The sequence below is a fragment of the Pseudoalteromonas sp. ATL1 genome (genome assembly GCF_058933015.1).
This window is the reverse complement of sequence record NZ_JBZYXL010000001.1, coordinates 1,853,068-1,869,294: the sequence shown is the minus strand read 5'-3', so window position 1 is coordinate 1,869,294 and position 16,227 is coordinate 1,853,068. Positions and strand designations below refer to the sequence as shown.

The following is a 16,227-nucleotide window of genomic DNA, read 5'->3' as shown; positions in this document are numbered from 1 at the left end:
GACTTACTACTCTTTTTGAAAATTATTCCGACTCAGCTTGTTTCCACAAAATATGGCAAAACGGCGCATCTAAATCACGACTGATCAATATCTTGGCCAACACCTCGTCGCCATCTTCATACTCAATTCCCACAGATACTTGCAAGAACGCCTCGGGTTCAATTTCTAACGCAACAAACTCTTGCCAGCTGTCGTCGGGCTCTGCATCTTCAATAAATCCATATTCTTCATGATGTAAATTGAACTGTGCTATATCTTGCTCAGCCAAGTTATCTGGTGCAAGTTGTTGAAAAATTTCATAGGCTTGATGGGTTGCTTCTTCTACACTACAAAGACGAGCGGACATGATTGTGGTTCTCACTATTTATGTGTTAGCCGTATCATAACAAAATCGTGAAATTGAAGGCTATGCTGATCGGCCAAATAGACAAAAATCTTGGCTGAAATATTTCAATTTGGAGCATATACTCTACAAGATACGTTTTTATAAAAATAACAAGGAACTAAAATGCTATCTCTCGAATATCGCAACAATGTCGCCTGGGTGACTTTAAATCGACCAGACAAACAAAACGCTCTGACATTCGAGATGTTCCTTGCGATAGACAAAACAATAAAAACACTTAAAAAAGATAAAACACTGCGCGCTGTGGTGTTACAAGGTGCGGGCGATAATTTTTGTTCAGGTCTCGATGTAAAGTCAGTTATGAAAAGGCCTTCCGCTATACTGAGATTGCTTTTCAAATGGCTACCTGGCAATGCCAATTTAGCACAGCGAGTGTGCTTGGCTTGGCGACAACTTCCAATTCCCGTTATTGCACTAATCAAAGGAAATTGTTTTGGCGGCGGTATGCATATCGCCCTCGGTGCAGATTACCGTATCGCCCACTCACAAGCGAAACTAGCCATTATGGAAAGCCGTTGGGGGTTATGCCCAGATATGGGTTCGGGTCCATTACTGCCCAGTTTAATGGGCTATGACCAAGCAATGATTTTAAGTATCACAGCGCAGCCCATCGTGGCTGAACATGCTGCAAAAATAGGCTTAGTCAGCAACATCAGTGATGACCCTGAGGCCGACTGTGAGCAACTACTGACGACGCTGTTGCAGCGCTCACCAGATGCATTGGCGGCAATAAAGCGTGTTAATCAAGCCGCTTATGGTATTAACTTGCGCAAAACGCTCGCTAAAGAAACTTGGTCACAAATAAAGCTGTTATTAAATAAGAACACACGTGTTGCGATGCATAACGCGACCAGTGAACAACAAAAAACCTATCAATCCAGAGCAAGATGGTAAATTGGTCCAATTGCTAATTGGTCACTATCGAAATAATGTACTGGCATGGATAACATATAAGAAAATATTGATGCATCTTAAAAACGCGGTACTGTTTGCTCTGTCATTGGGGCTTCTATTTGCTTGTTTGCTAAGCGCCAAATTTATCGTTTTGGTTTTTAACATGTCCCTACCTGCACCATTGCTTGCGATGTTCATGGTGCTTGCTTTACTTTACGCAAACATTATCAAACCACATTGGCTCGCCCCTGCCTGCACGCCCATTTTAAAATATATGGCGCTTTTTTTTATCCCTGCGGGTGTAGGCGTTATTCAATATGGTTCATTACTCACTCAGTTTTGGCCTGCCCTTTTGGCCGTTCTCACCATAGTGCCAACTATCGGTTTAATTTTGGTTGGACTTTTAGCCAACAAAGGGCAATTCCATGACTAGCATGTTACTTGGCTGCCTAGTTGTGATCGGCATATTTGCGTTGAGTCGTCAGTTATATAAAACGTGGTCATGGCCTATTTTTAACCCTCTTTTGATTTCTATTGTTAGTACCGCAACATTACTATCGACACTCAACATCAACTATTCAGCTTTTGCTATCGCCATACAACCTATTCACTTTATGCTTGAAATCGCCGTTGTTGCTCTTGCCTATCCTTTATACGTGCAGTTCCATACTATCAAACGTTACGGTTTACTCATTGCTTTGTGCAGTTTCATCGGCGTCAGTAGTGCAACCATTATTGCATTTTTACTTAGCTGGCTGTTTTCTCTCAACGCATCGGTCAGTGCATCGCTGGCAGCTCTATCCGTTACAACACCTATTACAATTTTGATCAGTGATAGCTTGGGTGGTATAAATGCGCTCGCTGCTATTATGGTCATTTTGGTTGGTGTGTTTGGCGGTATGTTTGGCATCACGCTTTTAAATGCTTGCAAAGTACACTCCGAGCAAGCCAAAGGAATTGCGCTCGGCGTGTCTTGTCATGCTATTGGCACCGCCAGCGCACTGGAACACCACCCAAGTGCAGGCGCGTTTGCATCAGCAGCAATGACCATTAGCATAATTACAACTGCGCTGTGGGTGCCAATACTTTATACTTGGCTTGACACTTTTCGCTAAGGAAGACACTTGTGATCGAACAAGAAATCAAACAATTTGAACACTATTTTAATTTAATCAGAGACTACTTGGTGACTTACAGCATGCAAGTTGTCGGCGCAATTTTGATCTTGTTACTTGGACTGTGGGTATCGAATAAGCTATCCAAAATGGTCGAATCATTAATGTTACGCCACAATATCGACGTCACATTAACCAACTTTGTCAGCAACTTAGTCAAAGTCCTCTTGATTGTCATGTTTGTGATCATTGCGCTTGGCAAAGTGGGCATTAGCGTAACTCCCTTTGTTGCAGCAATAGGTGCCGCCTCTTTAGGCGCTGGCTTGGCCTTACAAGGTATGCTGTCTAACTATGGATCGGGACTTGCTATTATTGCTACCCGACCATTCATTGTAGGTGACACCATTCAAGTAAAAGGTGTCAGCGGTCAAGTTAAAATGATAGAGCTTGGACACACCATTCTCGTCAACGAGGAAAAAGTAGAGATCACCATACCGAACAAACATATTATTGGTGAGATCTTACACAATTCTTTTGAATACTCTTTGGTAAAAGGTGAAATTGGTATTGCTTATAGTACCTGTAGCGACACCGCAATCAACGAAGTAATGAATGTCATTATTAACCATGAATGTGTTGCTAAAAGCCCGCTGCCACAAGTGGGTATCGAACAGTTCGCCGACAGTGCGGTGGTGATTAGTTATCGCTATTGGGTGCCCACCACTCAAATTATTGAAACAAAGTTAGCAATCAACAGGTTGGTTTATAGTGCCATTAAGGCAGCCGATATTGAAATTCCATTCCCACAGCGAGTGGTCACTTTCACTAACAAATAGCCAATAAAAAGGCACCTTTACGGTGCCTAATAGTTGGGAATAAAGCTCAAATGGCCAATGGCACAGCACACTAACAAGTGCACGGGCGACACTTATCAATTTACCGCAGTCTCAGACTTTCCATTGCATTACACTATATTAACTATAATTCTAATTTCAATTTATGCAAAATTAAATTTTAACACTGTCGCAACGCCATTGTGCTCTGCGGAATCATGCTCACATCTAGTCGGCTGATTATTATCATATTAAGCTTCATTTTCGCGAGGTCATGAGTGAGTCATAGCCTATGACAATTTTAAGACAGCACCTTTAAAATCCACTAATTATTCCGTTAATCGACATAATTAACTTACTTCGCGGGAGTGCGAATATGAATATCCCGTTGCGGAAAGGGGATCTCGATATGGTACTTTCTCAACGCGTCATCAATGGCCCACAGATAGTCAGACACGAGCGCCGTTGGTCTCTTTACTTGCTCAGGTTGTACCCATACACCGAGTGTAAAATTCAAACTGCTATCACCAAAACCCGTCATCCATACCGTGGGCTCTCGCCCTTTGCTGCTGAGTGTATAAGGTACATTATCGGCCGCTTCTAATACGGCTTGTTTTACCATCGCTTTATCGCTGCCGTAAGCAACAGAAAAAGAAATGCGAAAGCGCCTGACTCTCTCAGTGAGCGTCCAGTTGGTAACCAGCCCCGATACCAGCTCGGCATTGGGGATCAGAATATCCACATTGTCATTCGTTCTTATTAAGGTTGCACGCATATAAATAGCGATCACTTCGCCCACCACATCATTTGACAACTCAACAAAATCCCCCACCTTGACAGTTTTTTCAAGCAGGAGCACTAAGCCAGAAACAAAGTTATTCACCATGCCCTGCAAACCAAGGCCTATACCAACACCCAAGGCACTGGCGATCAACGCCAATTCCGTCATTTTCATACCAAGTGCGGTCAACGCAATGATGAAGCCAATAAACAGCACTATGTAATGAATAATACGGCCAATTACATAGGCAGATGTATGGGCTATCACCCCCTGTCGTGTTGCAAGACGCTGAAATGCCGCCCGCAATATTCTTGATAAAACAAACGTGCCTAATAACACCAAAAAGAACGACAGTAATTCTCCCACTAACAAAGAAAAGTCACCTACTTTTATAAGCTCTTTATCGAGCCAACTCATATCCATTAATTTTGTCCTCAAAAACAAAAACGCCACACTCATTGAGTGTGGCGTTTGCAAAACCAATTAGCAAATATTTAAGCTTTTCGCCAAGTTGTCTTTCCAGCGCTATCTTCTAACACCACACCCATAGCAGTCAACGCATCACGTGCGGCATCTGCGGCGGCCCAGTCTTTGTTAGCCCGTGCTTCGTTACGTTGCACGATCAAAGCCTCTATTTTAGCCACTTCATCGTTATTCTGATCGCCTTGCAAAAATTGCTCTGGCTGCTGTTGCGCAATACCTAGCACGCTAGCAAGTTTAACCAGCACATAGGCGTGTTCAGCCGCTGCTTTGTCGTCTTTACCTTTAAGTAAGTTCACTTCTTTAGCAAGCTCAAAAATAACCGGCAGCGCTTCAGGCGTATTGAAGTCATCATTCATTGCCGCTTCAAAACGCTTAACATATTCGTTATTTTCCAAAGACACAGCCACAGGCTGAACATCACGAAGTGCAGTATAAATACGCTCTAGTGATGAACGCGCTTGATCTAAGTTTTCTTGAGAATAATTAAGCTGACTACGGTAGTGGCCATTGATCAAAAAGTAACGCACCGTTTCACGGTCATACTGTTTCAATACTTCGCGTACCGTAAAGAAGTTACCTAACGACTTAGACATCTTCTCTTTGTTGACCTGAACCATACCAGTATGGATCCAAGTATTTACGTATTTACCATTGTTTGCGCAGCAAGACTGCGCGATTTCGTTTTCATGGTGCGGGAATTGCAAATCTGAACCGCCACCGTGAATATCAAAAAACTCACCTAAATGCTTAGAGCTCATCGCGCTACATTCGATATGCCAACCAGGTCGGCCTTCGCCCCAAGGAGAAGTCCACGACGGCTCACCCGCTTTGGCTTTTTTCCAAAGTACAAAGTCCAATGGGTCGTCTTTATCGGTGGCTACCTCAATGCGAGCGCCTGCTTGCAACATATCTAAATCTTGTTGCGACAACTTGCCGTATTGCTCAAAGGTCGATACGTCAAACAACACATCGCCACTTTTAGCAACATAAGCGTGCCCTTTTTTAATTAAGGTTTCGATCATAGTGATGATCTCGCCCATATGGCCCGTTACCGTCGGCTCAATATCGGCGGGTAAAATGTTCAGTGACTCAAAGTCTTCATGCATGGCTTTGGTCATTCGAACGGTTAAATCGTTAATGTCTTCGTTGTTTTCTGCTGCGCGCTTAATAATTTTATCGTCAACATCCGTGATGTTACGTACGTAAGTGACATCATAGCCAAGATGACGTAAGTAACGGTTCATAACGTCAAACGATACATAAGTGCGGGCGTGTCCCACATGACAGAAATCATAAATGGTAATACCACACACATACATGTCGACCTTGCCTTCGACTAGAGGTTTAAACGGCGCTTTTTCGCGAGTAAGTGTGTTGTATATCTGTAACATGTAGCGTTATTCCTAAACAAATTTGACATGAGTTGGCATCATATCACTTGCCCAGCCCCCGCTCTATACCCAAATGGGTCCAATTTACATTAAATGCGCCAGTAAAATTGTCAGCTCACCTGCTTGTGCTATAGAATACCTCTTTTATGGTCTAGAGATTAGGAAACCGAGATGGTTGTTCTACACACTAATTTTGGTGAAATCAGCATTAAACTTTTCGCTGAAGACGCCCCAAAAACAGTTGAAAACTTTTTAAACTACGCAAAGTCTGGCTTTTATGACGGCACTATTTTCCACCGTGTTATTGATGGCTTCATGATCCAAGGCGGTGGTTTTGCATCAGGTATGGAGCAAAAGTCTGTACAAGCGCCTATCCAAAACGAAGCAAACAACGGTCTGAGTAATAAAACTGGTACGCTTGCCATGGCACGTACACCAGATCCACATTCAGCAACGGCACAGTTTTTCATTAACGTGAACGACAACGACTTTTTAAACTTCAGCAGCGAAACATCGCAAGGCTGGGGTTACTGTGTATTCGCAGAAGTGGTTGAAGGCATGGACGTAGTCAACAAAATTAAATCTGTTGCTACTGGTTCATCAGGCTTTCACCAAGACGTGCCACTTGAAGATGTGATCATCGAAAAAGTGACCGTAGCTTAATCATTTACTTCAAGCGGGCTTTGCCCGCTTTTTTCTACAAATTGACTTACATGCGCAAAACTTATTTTATCTCCGATCTACACTTAAGTGACGACCACCCCACTATCACACACGCATTTTTCAACTTTCTTGAACAGCACATGACCGCTGATGTTGACGCTTTATACATTTTGGGTGACTTTTTCGAGGTATGGATAGGTGACGATGAACAAAGTGCACTGGCCAACCAAATTGCAGACAAACTCAGCGCTGTGTCAAAAAACGGTATCGACATATACTTTTTACATGGCAATCGTGACTTCTTACTCGGTAAGCGCTATGCCAAACAAGCGAATATGACTCTGTTACCAGAACAACATGTTATCAATTTATACGGTACCCCGACTGTGTTACTACACGGCGATGAAATGTGTATTGACGATATTGCCTATCAGAAATTTCGTAAAAAAAGCCGTGGTTGGTGGTGGCCTAAATTAATTTTGTCCTTGCCGTTAAGTGTGCGCCGTAACATTGCCAAAAATGGTCGTGCAAAGAGTAAAGCCAAGCAAATGAATCAAGCTGCCGAAATTTTAGATGTAACGCCCAGTGCAGTCCTTGATATGTTCGCAAAATACCAAGTAAGCAATATGATCCACGGTCATACCCACCGTCCTGATGTGCATACTTACCAACAAGATGAACAAGCTCTCACCCGTACCGTACTGGGTGACTGGTACAATAAGGGTTCATATTTAGTGGTAAATGAACTCGGTGAGCCAACGCTCATTAAAGATTGCGCTGTCTAGTAAATTGATATTGCCTACACAGCCTTGATACTTGTCTTTAGTTGGCTTTGGGCACGCCACTGTGAAATTTAAAATCTTCATCTGGTGAAGAAATCAGCTCGGCTTCTACTTTGCCAAAATGCGCTATACGCTCACTAATATCTTGTCCGGCAATTTCTTCCGCTAAGGTCAAATAATCTTGATAATGACGTGCTTCAGAGCGCAGTAAAGACACATAAAAATCCCCTAAGCGTTTATCCACATGCGGCGCTAACTTCGCGAATCGTTCGCATGAGCGCGCTTCAATATACGCACCGCAAATCAGTTTATCCGTCAATGTATATGGCTCATGATTGGTAACATGGGTGAGCATACCTTTAGCATAACGACTCGAAGTGATGTTGCGATATTCAATACCGTACTCATCCATGAGCTCTAATACTTGATAAAAGTGATGTAACTCCTCTTTTATCAAAAGCACCATTTTATCGATTAAATCTTGCCCGTAAGGCGTGCCTGACTTTGGTAACATAGCTTTGGTTAGTCGGTTATGTTTAACCAACTCTCGCCAGTCACCTTCTTTTCTGTAGGTATAAGCTTCAAAAGGTTGTAACCAGCTCAGCAGCGCATCACCGCTTTCTTTATCTACCGCATATTTACGAATTAAGTACATGGCACTTTGCGCCGCTTTTAATTCGCACACGAGGTGATCTAACAAAACGACTTCCAAGTTTTCTTTTTTGATTGCTTCGTTGATCCACGCATCGGGCGTTTCACATTGCAAAAAACGGTGAATCGGGGCTAATAGTTCGTCCAACTTTTAAATCTCTTAATGTGTATTGTTACGCTAACCAGCAAAATACGGGTACTCATATTGGGGCATTGTATCACACTCACAATTGGAGTTGCATTTGTACCCATTTAAATTCCAACCGCATAGCTCATGCCTTTTCCTCTATGCTAGTTCTTTGCAATATCAGTATAAAAATGCTCCAATTTAGCTGAACTTGAGTGATACAAAAAGTAGATAAAGGGTACAAATGAAATTACAAATCGATATCGTCGATGCGTTTACAACAACGCGCTTCAAAGGTAACTCTGCGGCTGTTGTCATCACACAGCAGTGGCTTACTGATGATTTAATGCAATCTATCGCGACAGAAAACAACTTGTCAGAAACCGCATTTTTAGTGAGCACTGGTGACGGACATGCAATTCGCTGGTTTTCGCCACTGACCGAAATCGACTTTTGTGGTCATGCAACACTTGCCGCTTCATTCGTTTTATTTGAACGATTCCCCCAACAAACAGAACTCAAGCTCTATGCCCAAGCGGTTGGCGCCATGACTATCGTCAAATCGGATGATGGTAAAATCACCATGGATTTCCCAAATCGTAAACCAGAGCTAGTCGAACATATACCTGAGCCACTGCTCAAAGGGCTATCCATTACGCCCGACAAAGTACTCAAAAATAACCAAGCGTATTTTGCCATTTACAAATCTCATGAAGACGTGCTCGCTGTTCAGCAAGACAAAAATTACCTAACGCAGCTTGGGCCTCTAGATGTTGTGGTAACCGCTTTAGTCGGCGAAGAGCAACAATATGACTTTGTGTCTCGCTACTTTTGGCCTGCCAATGGCGGAGATGAAGACCCTGTTACGGGTTCTATTCATACGGGGTTGGCACCCTATTGGTCTGAAATTCTGAGAAAAGATAAATTAGTTGCGTTTCAGGCTTCGCACCGTGGCGGCTTACTTTACTGTGAAGTTAAAGATAACCGTGTTTTGATATCTGGTCACGCCGTTCGCTACCTTCAAGGGTATATTGAAATTTAACGGCCCTCTTTTGCTGGGTCTATGCATACTACACGGGCCCAGCACACGCGAATTTAAGTGCCAGATCGATACCTAACTATTCAAAGTAAGTAAAAAAGCTATTTATTCCGTTTTACAAACTAATTAACAGATGCATCGCGTTTTCACGCTTTTTTAACTTGCTGTTCCAACAACACTGAACATAGAACACCATGAACCGCTAACTATAACGCTCCTACCCCGTAATTTAGTTGTTTCTGAAATTTTCAATTAGACGAAAGTTTAACCTATTCTTGACAAAAATCGGACCGTCTCTCATAACTAAATTGACGCTGTATAAAAATAACACAACAATTATTATGAGGGGTTACTTATGATTTTAAATCATCTATGGGGCTTATATGCTCACCCACTCGAAGAGTGGCAAACTATCGATAACCGCCATGAAAGCATCAAGTATAGCCTTTCACACATTGCGCTTATCGCCTTGATCCCATGCATTATGGGTTACTACTCTTCGGTTTATTTAGGGTGGAAAATTGGTGCGGGTGATGCAGTTTACTTAACCCATGAGAGCGCCCTGCTTATCGGCGTAGCTATGTACACGGCATTGATCATAGGCATTTTTGCATTATCCTATTTATCTCACTGGATGGCAGTCACATTTGGTGCGAAACCGACTTTTACGCAGACGCTGGAGCTTTCGGCATATACCGCAACCCCCATGTTTATGTCGGCGTTTTCCGCTTTTTACCCTGAGCTATGGTTTGTGGTCAGTGTTGGGTTAGTCGCTTTAGCTTACTCGGTTTACTTGCTTTACACTGGCGTGCCTATTCTCATGCATATACCAGAAGAACGCGGCTTTATTTATGCAAGCTCAGTAGTCACGTGTGGACTCATCTTATTAGTCATCATACTTGCCGCAACTGCGATTTTATGGACCAATGGCATAATTAGCCCGACTTTTAGTTAGTTTCATTTTTTAAACGTCTAAAAACTAAAAAGGAGCGAACCTCGCTCCTTTTTATATTTAAGGTAAAAGGTTACTCACCATCACCCGTTTCTTGATTGTGTAGCTCTAAGCTCGCTGACATCGCTTTTTCACGTGTCGATTTAGCCGAGTCATTACGCAGTGCATCAACGCGATTCAAATAGTTTTGATCAACATCACCTGTGATATACAAACCATCAAACACCGATGTTTCAAAACGTGTGATCTCTGGGTTTTCTTCACGAACTGCGGCAATCAAATCAGGTAACGATTGATAAATCAAACCATCAGAGCCAATGCTATCGTTAATGTCTTCCACTTCACGGCCATGCGCAATTAATTCTGCTGCTGAAGGCATATCAATGCCATATACGTTCGGAAAACGTACTTCTGGTGCTGCTGATGCAAAATATACATTCTTAGCGCCCGCTTCACGTGCCATTTCAACGATTTGCGCAGAAGTAGTACCGCGTACAATTGAGTCATCTACAAGTAGTACATTTTTGCCTTTGAATTCACTATCAATCGCATTTAGCTTGCGGCGCACTGACTTTTTACGCTGCTCTTGACCAGGCATAATGAAAGTACGACCAATATAACGGTTTTTCACAAAGCCTTGGCGGTAAGGTAAGTCAAGCACTGAAGCGATTTCGAGCGCGATATCGCACGAAGTTTCAGGGATAGGAATAACCACATCGATTTCTTTGTCAGCCCACTCTCTTGCGATTTTTTCGCCCAACTTGGTGCCCATATTTACGCGTGTTGCGTAAACCGACATATTGTCAATCACAGAATCAGGGCGAGCAAAATATACAAATTCAAAAATACACGGTGCATGTGCTGTTTTAGCCGCACATAATTGCGAGTAGAACTCACCGTTTTCAGTGACGTAAATCGCTTCGCCTGGTGCAACATCACGCACAAACTCATAGCCATCAATCTTAAGCGCAACGCTTTCCGAGGCAAACATGTACTCCGTGCCTTGTTCAGATTCACGCTTTCCAAATACCAATGGGCGAATACCATTTGGATCTCTAAATGCCAAAATACCGTGACCGATGATCATTGCAATACTTGCGTAGCCACCCGTCACTTGCTGATTAACTTGCTCGATAGCGGCAAACATATCTTCAGGCTCAAGCTTCATCTTTTCTGACTTACCAAGCTCATAGGCCAAGATATTAAGTAAGATCTCTGAGTCAGAAGTGGTATTAACGTGGCGGCGAGCCTGAGTAAATAAGCTTTCTTTTAACGCTTCGGCGTTGGTCAAATTGCCGTTGTGCGCAAGCGCGATACCAAACGGAGAGTTAACATAAAAAGGCTGCGCTTCAGCTGAGCTTGAAGAGCCTGCAGTTGGGTAACGCACATGGCCAATACCGATACTGCCTTGGAGTCGCTTCATATGACGCGTATGGAACACGTCTTTTACTAAGCCGTTTGCTTTGCGCAAACTAAACGTATTGTTGTCAATGGTAATAATACCAGCCGCATCTTGGCCACGGTGCTGCAAAACAGTTAAGCCATCATAAATCGCCTGATTAACAGGAGACTTACCGACTATCCCAACGATACCACACATTAAAATTTCCTCGCCGATTAACGGTTTACTGAATTTATAAAGCTAGAGTTATTTTCCAAATAGGAGAAAAACCACTCGATAACAAAACCAAATTCAGGGATCAAAGTAGACGCTGGCCACCATTGCGTGCTTGGTGCATTGGTGAACGCATCGAGAAAAAACAATAAGGCGCTAACGACCAACACGCCTCGTAACGCACCAAATACTAGACCAAAGATCCGATCGGTACCGGTTAAGCCTGTGCGCTGCACAATCTCACCTAAAATATAGTTAACAAACCCACCTAACAGTAAGGTCGCAAAAAATAATATGGCTATTGCGGCTGCATTTCTTAAAAGGGGTTCTGAAATGGGAGTCAGGAAGGTTGCTAGATATTGATAAAACAAACTGGAGATGAAGAATGCGCCAATCCAAACGGCTAGTGACATCGCTTCTTTTACAAAGCCGCGAATTAACCCGAATAATGTCGAAAGTCCGACAATACCAAGAATTGTGTAATCAACCCAGATCATATTAACCAATAAGTCGTTAATTTGGGGCGCATTCTATAAGAGCTGTGGGCCAATTACCAGATCAATTTGCAATATTGAACTGAGTCAAGCGACCATTAAGCTTGGTTAACTTCTTCAGTTCGGGCAGCTTAGCCTCTAGTTTTTCTTTGCTAAGATCAGGCCCTACAAACACTTTTGTGAGCGTACCGTTGGGTGTTTTGACTGGTCGAGTAAACACATCGAAACCACTTTTTTTCAGCTTTTCAACCAAGGCATCAACATTGGGTTTATGTGAAAAACTGCCCAGTTGTATCACATAAGCCATTTCGGCAAGATTAGAGTTTGGCGATCTTTTGAGTTCCGTTGGGTTATCTTTCTTTGCAGATAACTCAACAGGCTTTTCTTGGGATGCCACATTTGTGGAGACGCTTGAAGACGCTTCATCAACATCGCCCGTTGCACCATCGTTGGTCTGTGCCTCCACGAATTGATGATCATCACTCACGATGTCTTCTATTGGCTCCCCTTTGACTTCTGGCGCCATCTCAACTTTTTGGTCTATGGCAGATTGTAAGTCAACAGTTGTGAATTCAGGACGCTCAGGAATTGCTTTAAACCCTTCTTTGTAGTGAACCTTTTCACCATCAAGAATATTAGGAATAAATATAATGGCCGCCACCACGACAATGCTGGTGCCCACTAAGCGGTTAATAAATCCTGAATCCACGTTACTACTCTCTATTTTTGCCAATATTGAATGGCTTCAGCCACGGTTAAAAAGGAGCCAAATATAACTAATGCGGTGTCATTTGGCTGCGACTGCAAAATATCATCCAATGCAATTGTTACACTTGCATATGCATTACTTGTCTGTTGAGCATGTTGAGACAACAAAGGCTGCAAATTCTCTGCGGTCTCGGCACGAGGACCCGATAAAGAGGCACAAGACCATTGTGTCACTTCATCAGATAGCGCATTGATCACACTCGCTTTATCTTTGTCTGCAAGCATAGCGATTAATGCGTGGATTTTAAACCCTTGAGATTTTAACTGAGCAATTTTTTGTTTTAGGTAACGCGCAGACTCGGGGTTATGCGCCACATCGGTATACACCAGCGGTCGATCGCTGAGCTTTTGGAAACGCCCTTCAACCTGCAGTGCCTTTATGCAATTCTCAATCACACTATACTCAGGTAAAAGATCCAGCTTAGCCAGCGTGGTTAAAGCCGTCGCAACATTCTGCACAGGGATCGCGGGCGTAGCCAACTCTAGACTATGTTCTTGATATTGCCAAACAAAGCCAGATCTAGTCACCTTATGGCTAAAGTCTCTATTGGCAAGTACCATATCTGCGGCAATTTCTTTGCCATAATCAGTTACAGTGTGAGGTATGTTTAAATCCCCCACTATTGCAGGCGTGTTAGGCCTGAATATGCCCGCTTTATCGTAACCAACGAGTTCGCGCGTATCTCCCAAATACTCTTTATGATCTAAATCTATGGTGGTGATCACACTGGCATAAGGTGTGACAATATTCGTGGCATCAAAGCGCCCACCCAGGCCCACTTCAAGCAAAACAAAGTCGACTTGATGACGTTTAAAGATAGCAAGTGCACCCAAGGTGCCATATTCAAAAAATGTGATTTGCGTATCACCACGGCCCTGATCGAGCATGTGAAAGGCATCAATGTGCTCTTGATCATCAACAGTTTTACCATTGATGCGAACACGTTCGTTGTAATGAATTAAATGCGGTGATGCGTAGGTACCGACACTGTAGCCTTGTGCTAGCAGAAGTGATTCTAAGCAACGGGCAGTGGTGCCCTTGCCATTGGTGCCGCCAATAAGAATTATTTTGCTAGACGTATCGAGTAATTGGGTTTGCTGCGCGACCAGTTTTACACGCTCTAATCCCATTTCAATGCTAGCAGGGTGCACCCCTTCAATGTAACAAAGCCAATCATCAAGAGTCGACGATTGGCTTAGTGTTTTTTCAGTCATGAACAAAAACGCTTAAATTATAAAATTTACGCTACTCTATGCTCTTGTTCAGTAGAAGGCAAGTTCATAAACTTCGCCAAAATTCGCGCTAAGGTATCGCGCATTTCACGACGATCGACGATCATATCGATTGCACCGTGCTCTAATAGGAACTCACTGCGCTGAAAACCTTCTGGTAATGTTTCACGCACGGTTTGCTCAATAACGCGAGGGCCAGCAAAACCTATTAGCGCTTTAGGCTCAGCAACGTTAATGTCACCCAACATTGCCAATGAGGCAGAAACACCACCCATTGTTGGGTCAGTAAGTACTGAAATAAACGGTAAGCCACGCTCTGACATCTTTGCTAAAGCCGCACTTGTCTTAGCCATCTGCATAAGTGACATAAGTGCTTCTTGCATACGAGCACCACCTGACGCTGAGAAACAAACAAGTGGCATATCGTGCTCTAAACACTCGTTCACCGCCTCAACAAAGCGCGCACCTACAACAGATGCCATTGAACCGCCCATGAATGCAAATTCAAACGAAACTGCCGCAACAGGCATACCTTTAAGGCGACCTTTCATTGCAACTAACGCGTCTTTTTCACCGCTGACTTTTTGCGCTGCAGTGATACGGTCTGTGTACTTTTTCGAGTCTTTAAACTTCAATACATCTTGAGGTTCATGATGCGCACCTAATTCTTGGCGGTCCGCTTCATCTAAGAACAATTCAAGGCGCTTTCTCGCACTTAAACGCATGTGGTGATCACACTTAGGGCATACGTTTAGTGACTTTTCTAATTCTGCTTTATATAAAATAGAATCACAATCTGTACATTTAGCCCAAACACCTTCAGGGATCTCTTTCTTTCCTGAAGATTTCGTGGTTTTAGGTAAGATTTTTTCTAACCAACTCATTGGTAACTCTCTTAATCGCTAATTCTGTTTTGTTTAGTCTGATCTATACAGACAATTTGATTAATTAAAACATGATTTAGTCATCAACGATATAAAAAACTGGTCTTAGTAGTCTAATAATTTCGCGCACTTAAAGCATGGATTAGCGTGATTATTCAGGTAAAAACAACGGCCCCAACGGAGTTGAAGGTATCTGCCATTTGTCTGGATAATCAACATCAACCAAATACAAACCGTTTGGCTTAGCGGTTGCGCTTGCTTGGGTTCTATCTTTAATTTTCAATAAATGCGCCATCCATTCCGGCGATTCTTTCCCCGTGCCGATATCAAGTAAACAACCCGTAATATTGCGAACCATATGATGTAAAAACGCATTGGCTTTAATATCAATCACTATGTAGTTGCCAACTCTTTCAACACTTAAGTGATGAATATTACGAAACGGCGTATTAGATTGGCAGTGAACCGCGCGGAACGAGGTAAAGTCTTGCTCGCCTATCATCACAGGGCAAGCAGCCTGCATTAAGGTTTCATCTAATGGATGGTGATAATGGGTCACGCCACTGCGCAAAATAGCGGGTCGATAAGGGTGATTATAAATGACATAACGATAGCGCCTTGCCGTCGCACTAAATCGCGCATGAAACTCATCATCAACCGGCTGGGCGTATCGTACGGCAATATCATCGGGCAATTGCGAGTTCATACCCAATGTAAATGCGCTCATATCACGCTCAGCATGTGTATCAAAGTGCACAACTTGACCTGTTGCATGTACACCCGCATCCGTTCTGCCAGCACATACAATTTCTACCGGATGATTACAGATCCGAGACAGCACTGTTTCCAATTCTTGTTGGATGCTATTGACGTGAGACTGCCTTTGCCAGCCGCTATAATTTGCACCGTTATACTCAATGCCCAAAGCTACGCGCATAGTTACTACTTACCATTATTCACAATAGCCGAGCATTTTATGCGATTGGCCGCATGAATAAAAGCATCATCAAGTAAAGGCGCTGGGAATGGATAGTAAAAATGCATCCGATAGCGCTAAGTACGACAACATGCGCAAGCTCTGGTACTCAAACACAAAAAGGATTTAGTTACTCTACA

General features: G+C 43.1%; 18 protein-coding genes. 8 read left to right on the top strand and 10 right to left on the bottom strand.

The annotated features are described in order from the left end of the window. Window positions 1-22: 22 nt before the first annotated feature. Complete coding sequence (locus tag AC5FX4_RS08395; protein WP_493605985.1) at window positions 23-346, bottom strand: DUF440 family protein; 324 nt, start codon at window positions 344-346, stop codon at window positions 23-25. 162 nt (window positions 347-508) lie between these two features. Between AC5FX4_RS08395 and AC5FX4_RS08390 the strand changes: the two genes are divergently transcribed. From AC5FX4_RS08390 to AC5FX4_RS08375, 4 genes are read left to right on the top strand one after another with little or no spacing between them, the layout of a single operon-like run. Continuing rightward, window positions 509-1,300 carry a crotonase/enoyl-CoA hydratase family protein gene (locus tag AC5FX4_RS08390; protein WP_493605984.1) on the top strand — a complete coding sequence of 264 codons (792 nt, stop codon included), beginning with the start codon at window positions 509-511 and terminating at the stop codon, window positions 1,298-1,300. Continuing rightward, window positions 1,260-1,733 carry a CidA/LrgA family protein gene (locus AC5FX4_RS08385; RefSeq protein WP_493605983.1) on the top strand — a complete coding sequence of 158 codons (474 nt, stop codon included), beginning with the start codon at window positions 1,260-1,262 and terminating at the stop codon, window positions 1,731-1,733. The genes AC5FX4_RS08390 and AC5FX4_RS08385 overlap by 41 nt, the downstream gene beginning before the upstream one ends. Next, on the top strand, window positions 1,726-2,415 hold the full coding sequence (locus AC5FX4_RS08380) for an LrgB family protein (protein WP_493605982.1): 690 nt from the start codon (window positions 1,726-1,728) through the stop codon (window positions 2,413-2,415). Before AC5FX4_RS08385 ends, AC5FX4_RS08380 begins: the two co-directional genes overlap by 8 nt. Before the next feature lie 11 nt (window positions 2,416-2,426). Beyond that, the gene (locus AC5FX4_RS08375; RefSeq protein WP_493605981.1) at window positions 2,427-3,251 is read left to right on the top strand and encodes a mechanosensitive ion channel family protein; all 825 of its coding nucleotides are present in this window, start codon (window positions 2,427-2,429) and stop codon (window positions 3,249-3,251) included. A gap of 352 nt (window positions 3,252-3,603) precedes the next feature. On the opposite strand, the gene AC5FX4_RS08370 is transcribed toward AC5FX4_RS08375, so the two are convergent. Both AC5FX4_RS08370 and cysS read right to left on the bottom strand, forming a co-directional pair. Beyond that, complete coding sequence (locus AC5FX4_RS08370; protein ID WP_493605980.1) at window positions 3,604-4,452, bottom strand: mechanosensitive ion channel family protein; 849 nt, start codon at window positions 4,450-4,452, stop codon at window positions 3,604-3,606. Between the two features lie 71 nt (window positions 4,453-4,523). Continuing rightward, window positions 4,524-5,903 (bottom strand): cysteine--tRNA ligase, encoded by a 1,380-nt coding sequence (cysS, locus tag AC5FX4_RS08365; protein ID WP_493605979.1) that lies wholly within the window; start codon window positions 5,901-5,903, stop codon window positions 4,524-4,526. A gap of 171 nt (window positions 5,904-6,074) precedes the next feature. Between cysS and ppiB the strand changes: the two genes are divergently transcribed. Then, window positions 6,075-6,566 (top strand): peptidylprolyl isomerase B, encoded by a 492-nt coding sequence (gene ppiB / locus AC5FX4_RS08360; protein ID WP_476293994.1) that lies wholly within the window; start codon window positions 6,075-6,077, stop codon window positions 6,564-6,566. A 50-nt stretch (window positions 6,567-6,616) separates the two neighbouring features. Next, a complete protein-coding gene (locus AC5FX4_RS08355; RefSeq protein ID WP_493605978.1) occupies window positions 6,617-7,351 on the top strand; it encodes a UDP-2,3-diacylglucosamine diphosphatase in 735 nt (244 codons plus the stop codon). Window positions 7,352-7,388: 37 nt separating this feature from the next. On the opposite strand, the gene miaE is transcribed toward AC5FX4_RS08355, so the two are convergent. Continuing rightward, on the bottom strand, window positions 7,389-8,147 hold the full coding sequence (gene miaE / locus AC5FX4_RS08350; RefSeq protein WP_493605977.1) for a tRNA isopentenyl-2-thiomethyl-A-37 hydroxylase MiaE: 759 nt from the start codon (window positions 8,145-8,147) through the stop codon (window positions 7,389-7,391). A 223-nt stretch (window positions 8,148-8,370) separates the two neighbouring features. Between miaE and AC5FX4_RS08345 the strand changes: the two genes are divergently transcribed. Continuing rightward, complete coding sequence (locus tag AC5FX4_RS08345) at window positions 8,371-9,168, top strand: PhzF family phenazine biosynthesis protein (RefSeq protein ID WP_493605976.1); 798 nt, start codon at window positions 8,371-8,373, stop codon at window positions 9,166-9,168. Window positions 9,169-9,520: 352 nt separating this feature from the next. Then, complete coding sequence (locus tag AC5FX4_RS08340; RefSeq protein ID WP_493605975.1) at window positions 9,521-10,120, top strand: Yip1 family protein; 600 nt, start codon at window positions 9,521-9,523, stop codon at window positions 10,118-10,120. A gap of 70 nt (window positions 10,121-10,190) precedes the next feature. Here the strand turns inward: AC5FX4_RS08340 and purF are convergent, their stop codons facing one another. From purF to truA, 6 genes are all read right to left on the bottom strand, one after another. Beyond that, window positions 10,191-11,717: an amidophosphoribosyltransferase gene (gene purF, locus AC5FX4_RS08335; protein WP_493605974.1), complete on the bottom strand. Its 1,527-nt coding sequence runs from the start codon at window positions 11,715-11,717 to the stop codon at window positions 10,191-10,193. Window positions 11,718-11,734: 17 nt separating this feature from the next. Then, on the bottom strand, window positions 11,735-12,229 hold the full coding sequence (locus AC5FX4_RS08330; protein WP_476294003.1) for a CvpA family protein: 495 nt from the start codon (window positions 12,227-12,229) through the stop codon (window positions 11,735-11,737). A gap of 61 nt (window positions 12,230-12,290) precedes the next feature. Further along, complete coding sequence (locus AC5FX4_RS08325) at window positions 12,291-12,935, bottom strand: SPOR domain-containing protein (RefSeq protein WP_493605973.1); 645 nt, start codon at window positions 12,933-12,935, stop codon at window positions 12,291-12,293. Window positions 12,936-12,946: 11 nt separating this feature from the next. After that, window positions 12,947-14,209, bottom strand: coding sequence for a bifunctional tetrahydrofolate synthase/dihydrofolate synthase (gene folC / locus AC5FX4_RS08320; protein WP_493605972.1), 1,263 nt, complete (start codon window positions 14,207-14,209; stop codon window positions 12,947-12,949). Between the two features lie 26 nt (window positions 14,210-14,235). After that, a complete protein-coding gene (accD, locus tag AC5FX4_RS08315; protein WP_493605971.1) occupies window positions 14,236-15,111 on the bottom strand; it encodes an acetyl-CoA carboxylase, carboxyltransferase subunit beta in 876 nt (291 codons plus the stop codon). A gap of 151 nt (window positions 15,112-15,262) precedes the next feature. Further along, entirely contained in the window at window positions 15,263-16,048 is a 786-nt protein-coding gene (gene truA, locus AC5FX4_RS08310; protein ID WP_493605970.1) for a tRNA pseudouridine(38-40) synthase TruA, read from the bottom strand. Window positions 16,049-16,227: the final 179 nt, after the last annotated feature.

What these genes read in the sequence shown, in the direction of transcription:
- AC5FX4_RS08390 (WP_493605984.1), top strand. Translation starts at nt 509, where the DNA reads ATGCTATCTCTCGAATATCGCAACAATGTCGCCTGGGTGACTTTAAAT.
- ppiB (WP_476293994.1), top strand. Translation starts at nt 6,075, where the DNA reads ATGGTTGTTCTACACACTAATTTTGGTGAAATCAGCATTAAACTTTTC.
- accD (WP_493605971.1), bottom strand. Translation starts at nt 15,111, where the DNA reads ATGAGTTGGTTAGAAAAAATCTTACCTAAAACCACGAAATCTTCAGGA.
- AC5FX4_RS08370 (WP_493605980.1), bottom strand. Translation starts at nt 4,452, where the DNA reads ATGGATATGAGTTGGCTCGATAAAGAGCTTATAAAAGTAGGTGACTTT.
- folC (WP_493605972.1), bottom strand. Translation starts at nt 14,209, where the DNA reads ATGACTGAAAAAACACTAAGCCAATCGTCGACTCTTGATGATTGGCTT.
- AC5FX4_RS08345 (WP_493605976.1), top strand. Translation starts at nt 8,371, where the DNA reads ATGAAATTACAAATCGATATCGTCGATGCGTTTACAACAACGCGCTTC.
- purF (WP_493605974.1), bottom strand. Translation starts at nt 11,717, where the DNA reads ATGTGTGGTATCGTTGGGATAGTCGGTAAGTCTCCTGTTAATCAGGCG.
- AC5FX4_RS08380 (WP_493605982.1), top strand. Translation starts at nt 1,726, where the DNA reads ATGACTAGCATGTTACTTGGCTGCCTAGTTGTGATCGGCATATTTGCG.
- truA (WP_493605970.1), bottom strand. Translation starts at nt 16,048, where the DNA reads ATGCGCGTAGCTTTGGGCATTGAGTATAACGGTGCAAATTATAGCGGC.
- AC5FX4_RS08395 (WP_493605985.1), bottom strand. Translation starts at nt 346, where the DNA reads ATGTCCGCTCGTCTTTGTAGTGTAGAAGAAGCAACCCATCAAGCCTAT.
- AC5FX4_RS08330 (WP_476294003.1), bottom strand. Translation starts at nt 12,229, where the DNA reads ATGATCTGGGTTGATTACACAATTCTTGGTATTGTCGGACTTTCGACA.
- cysS (WP_493605979.1), bottom strand. Translation starts at nt 5,903, where the DNA reads ATGTTACAGATATACAACACACTTACTCGCGAAAAAGCGCCGTTTAAA.
- AC5FX4_RS08355 (WP_493605978.1), top strand. Translation starts at nt 6,617, where the DNA reads ATGCGCAAAACTTATTTTATCTCCGATCTACACTTAAGTGACGACCAC.
- AC5FX4_RS08340 (WP_493605975.1), top strand. Translation starts at nt 9,521, where the DNA reads ATGATTTTAAATCATCTATGGGGCTTATATGCTCACCCACTCGAAGAG.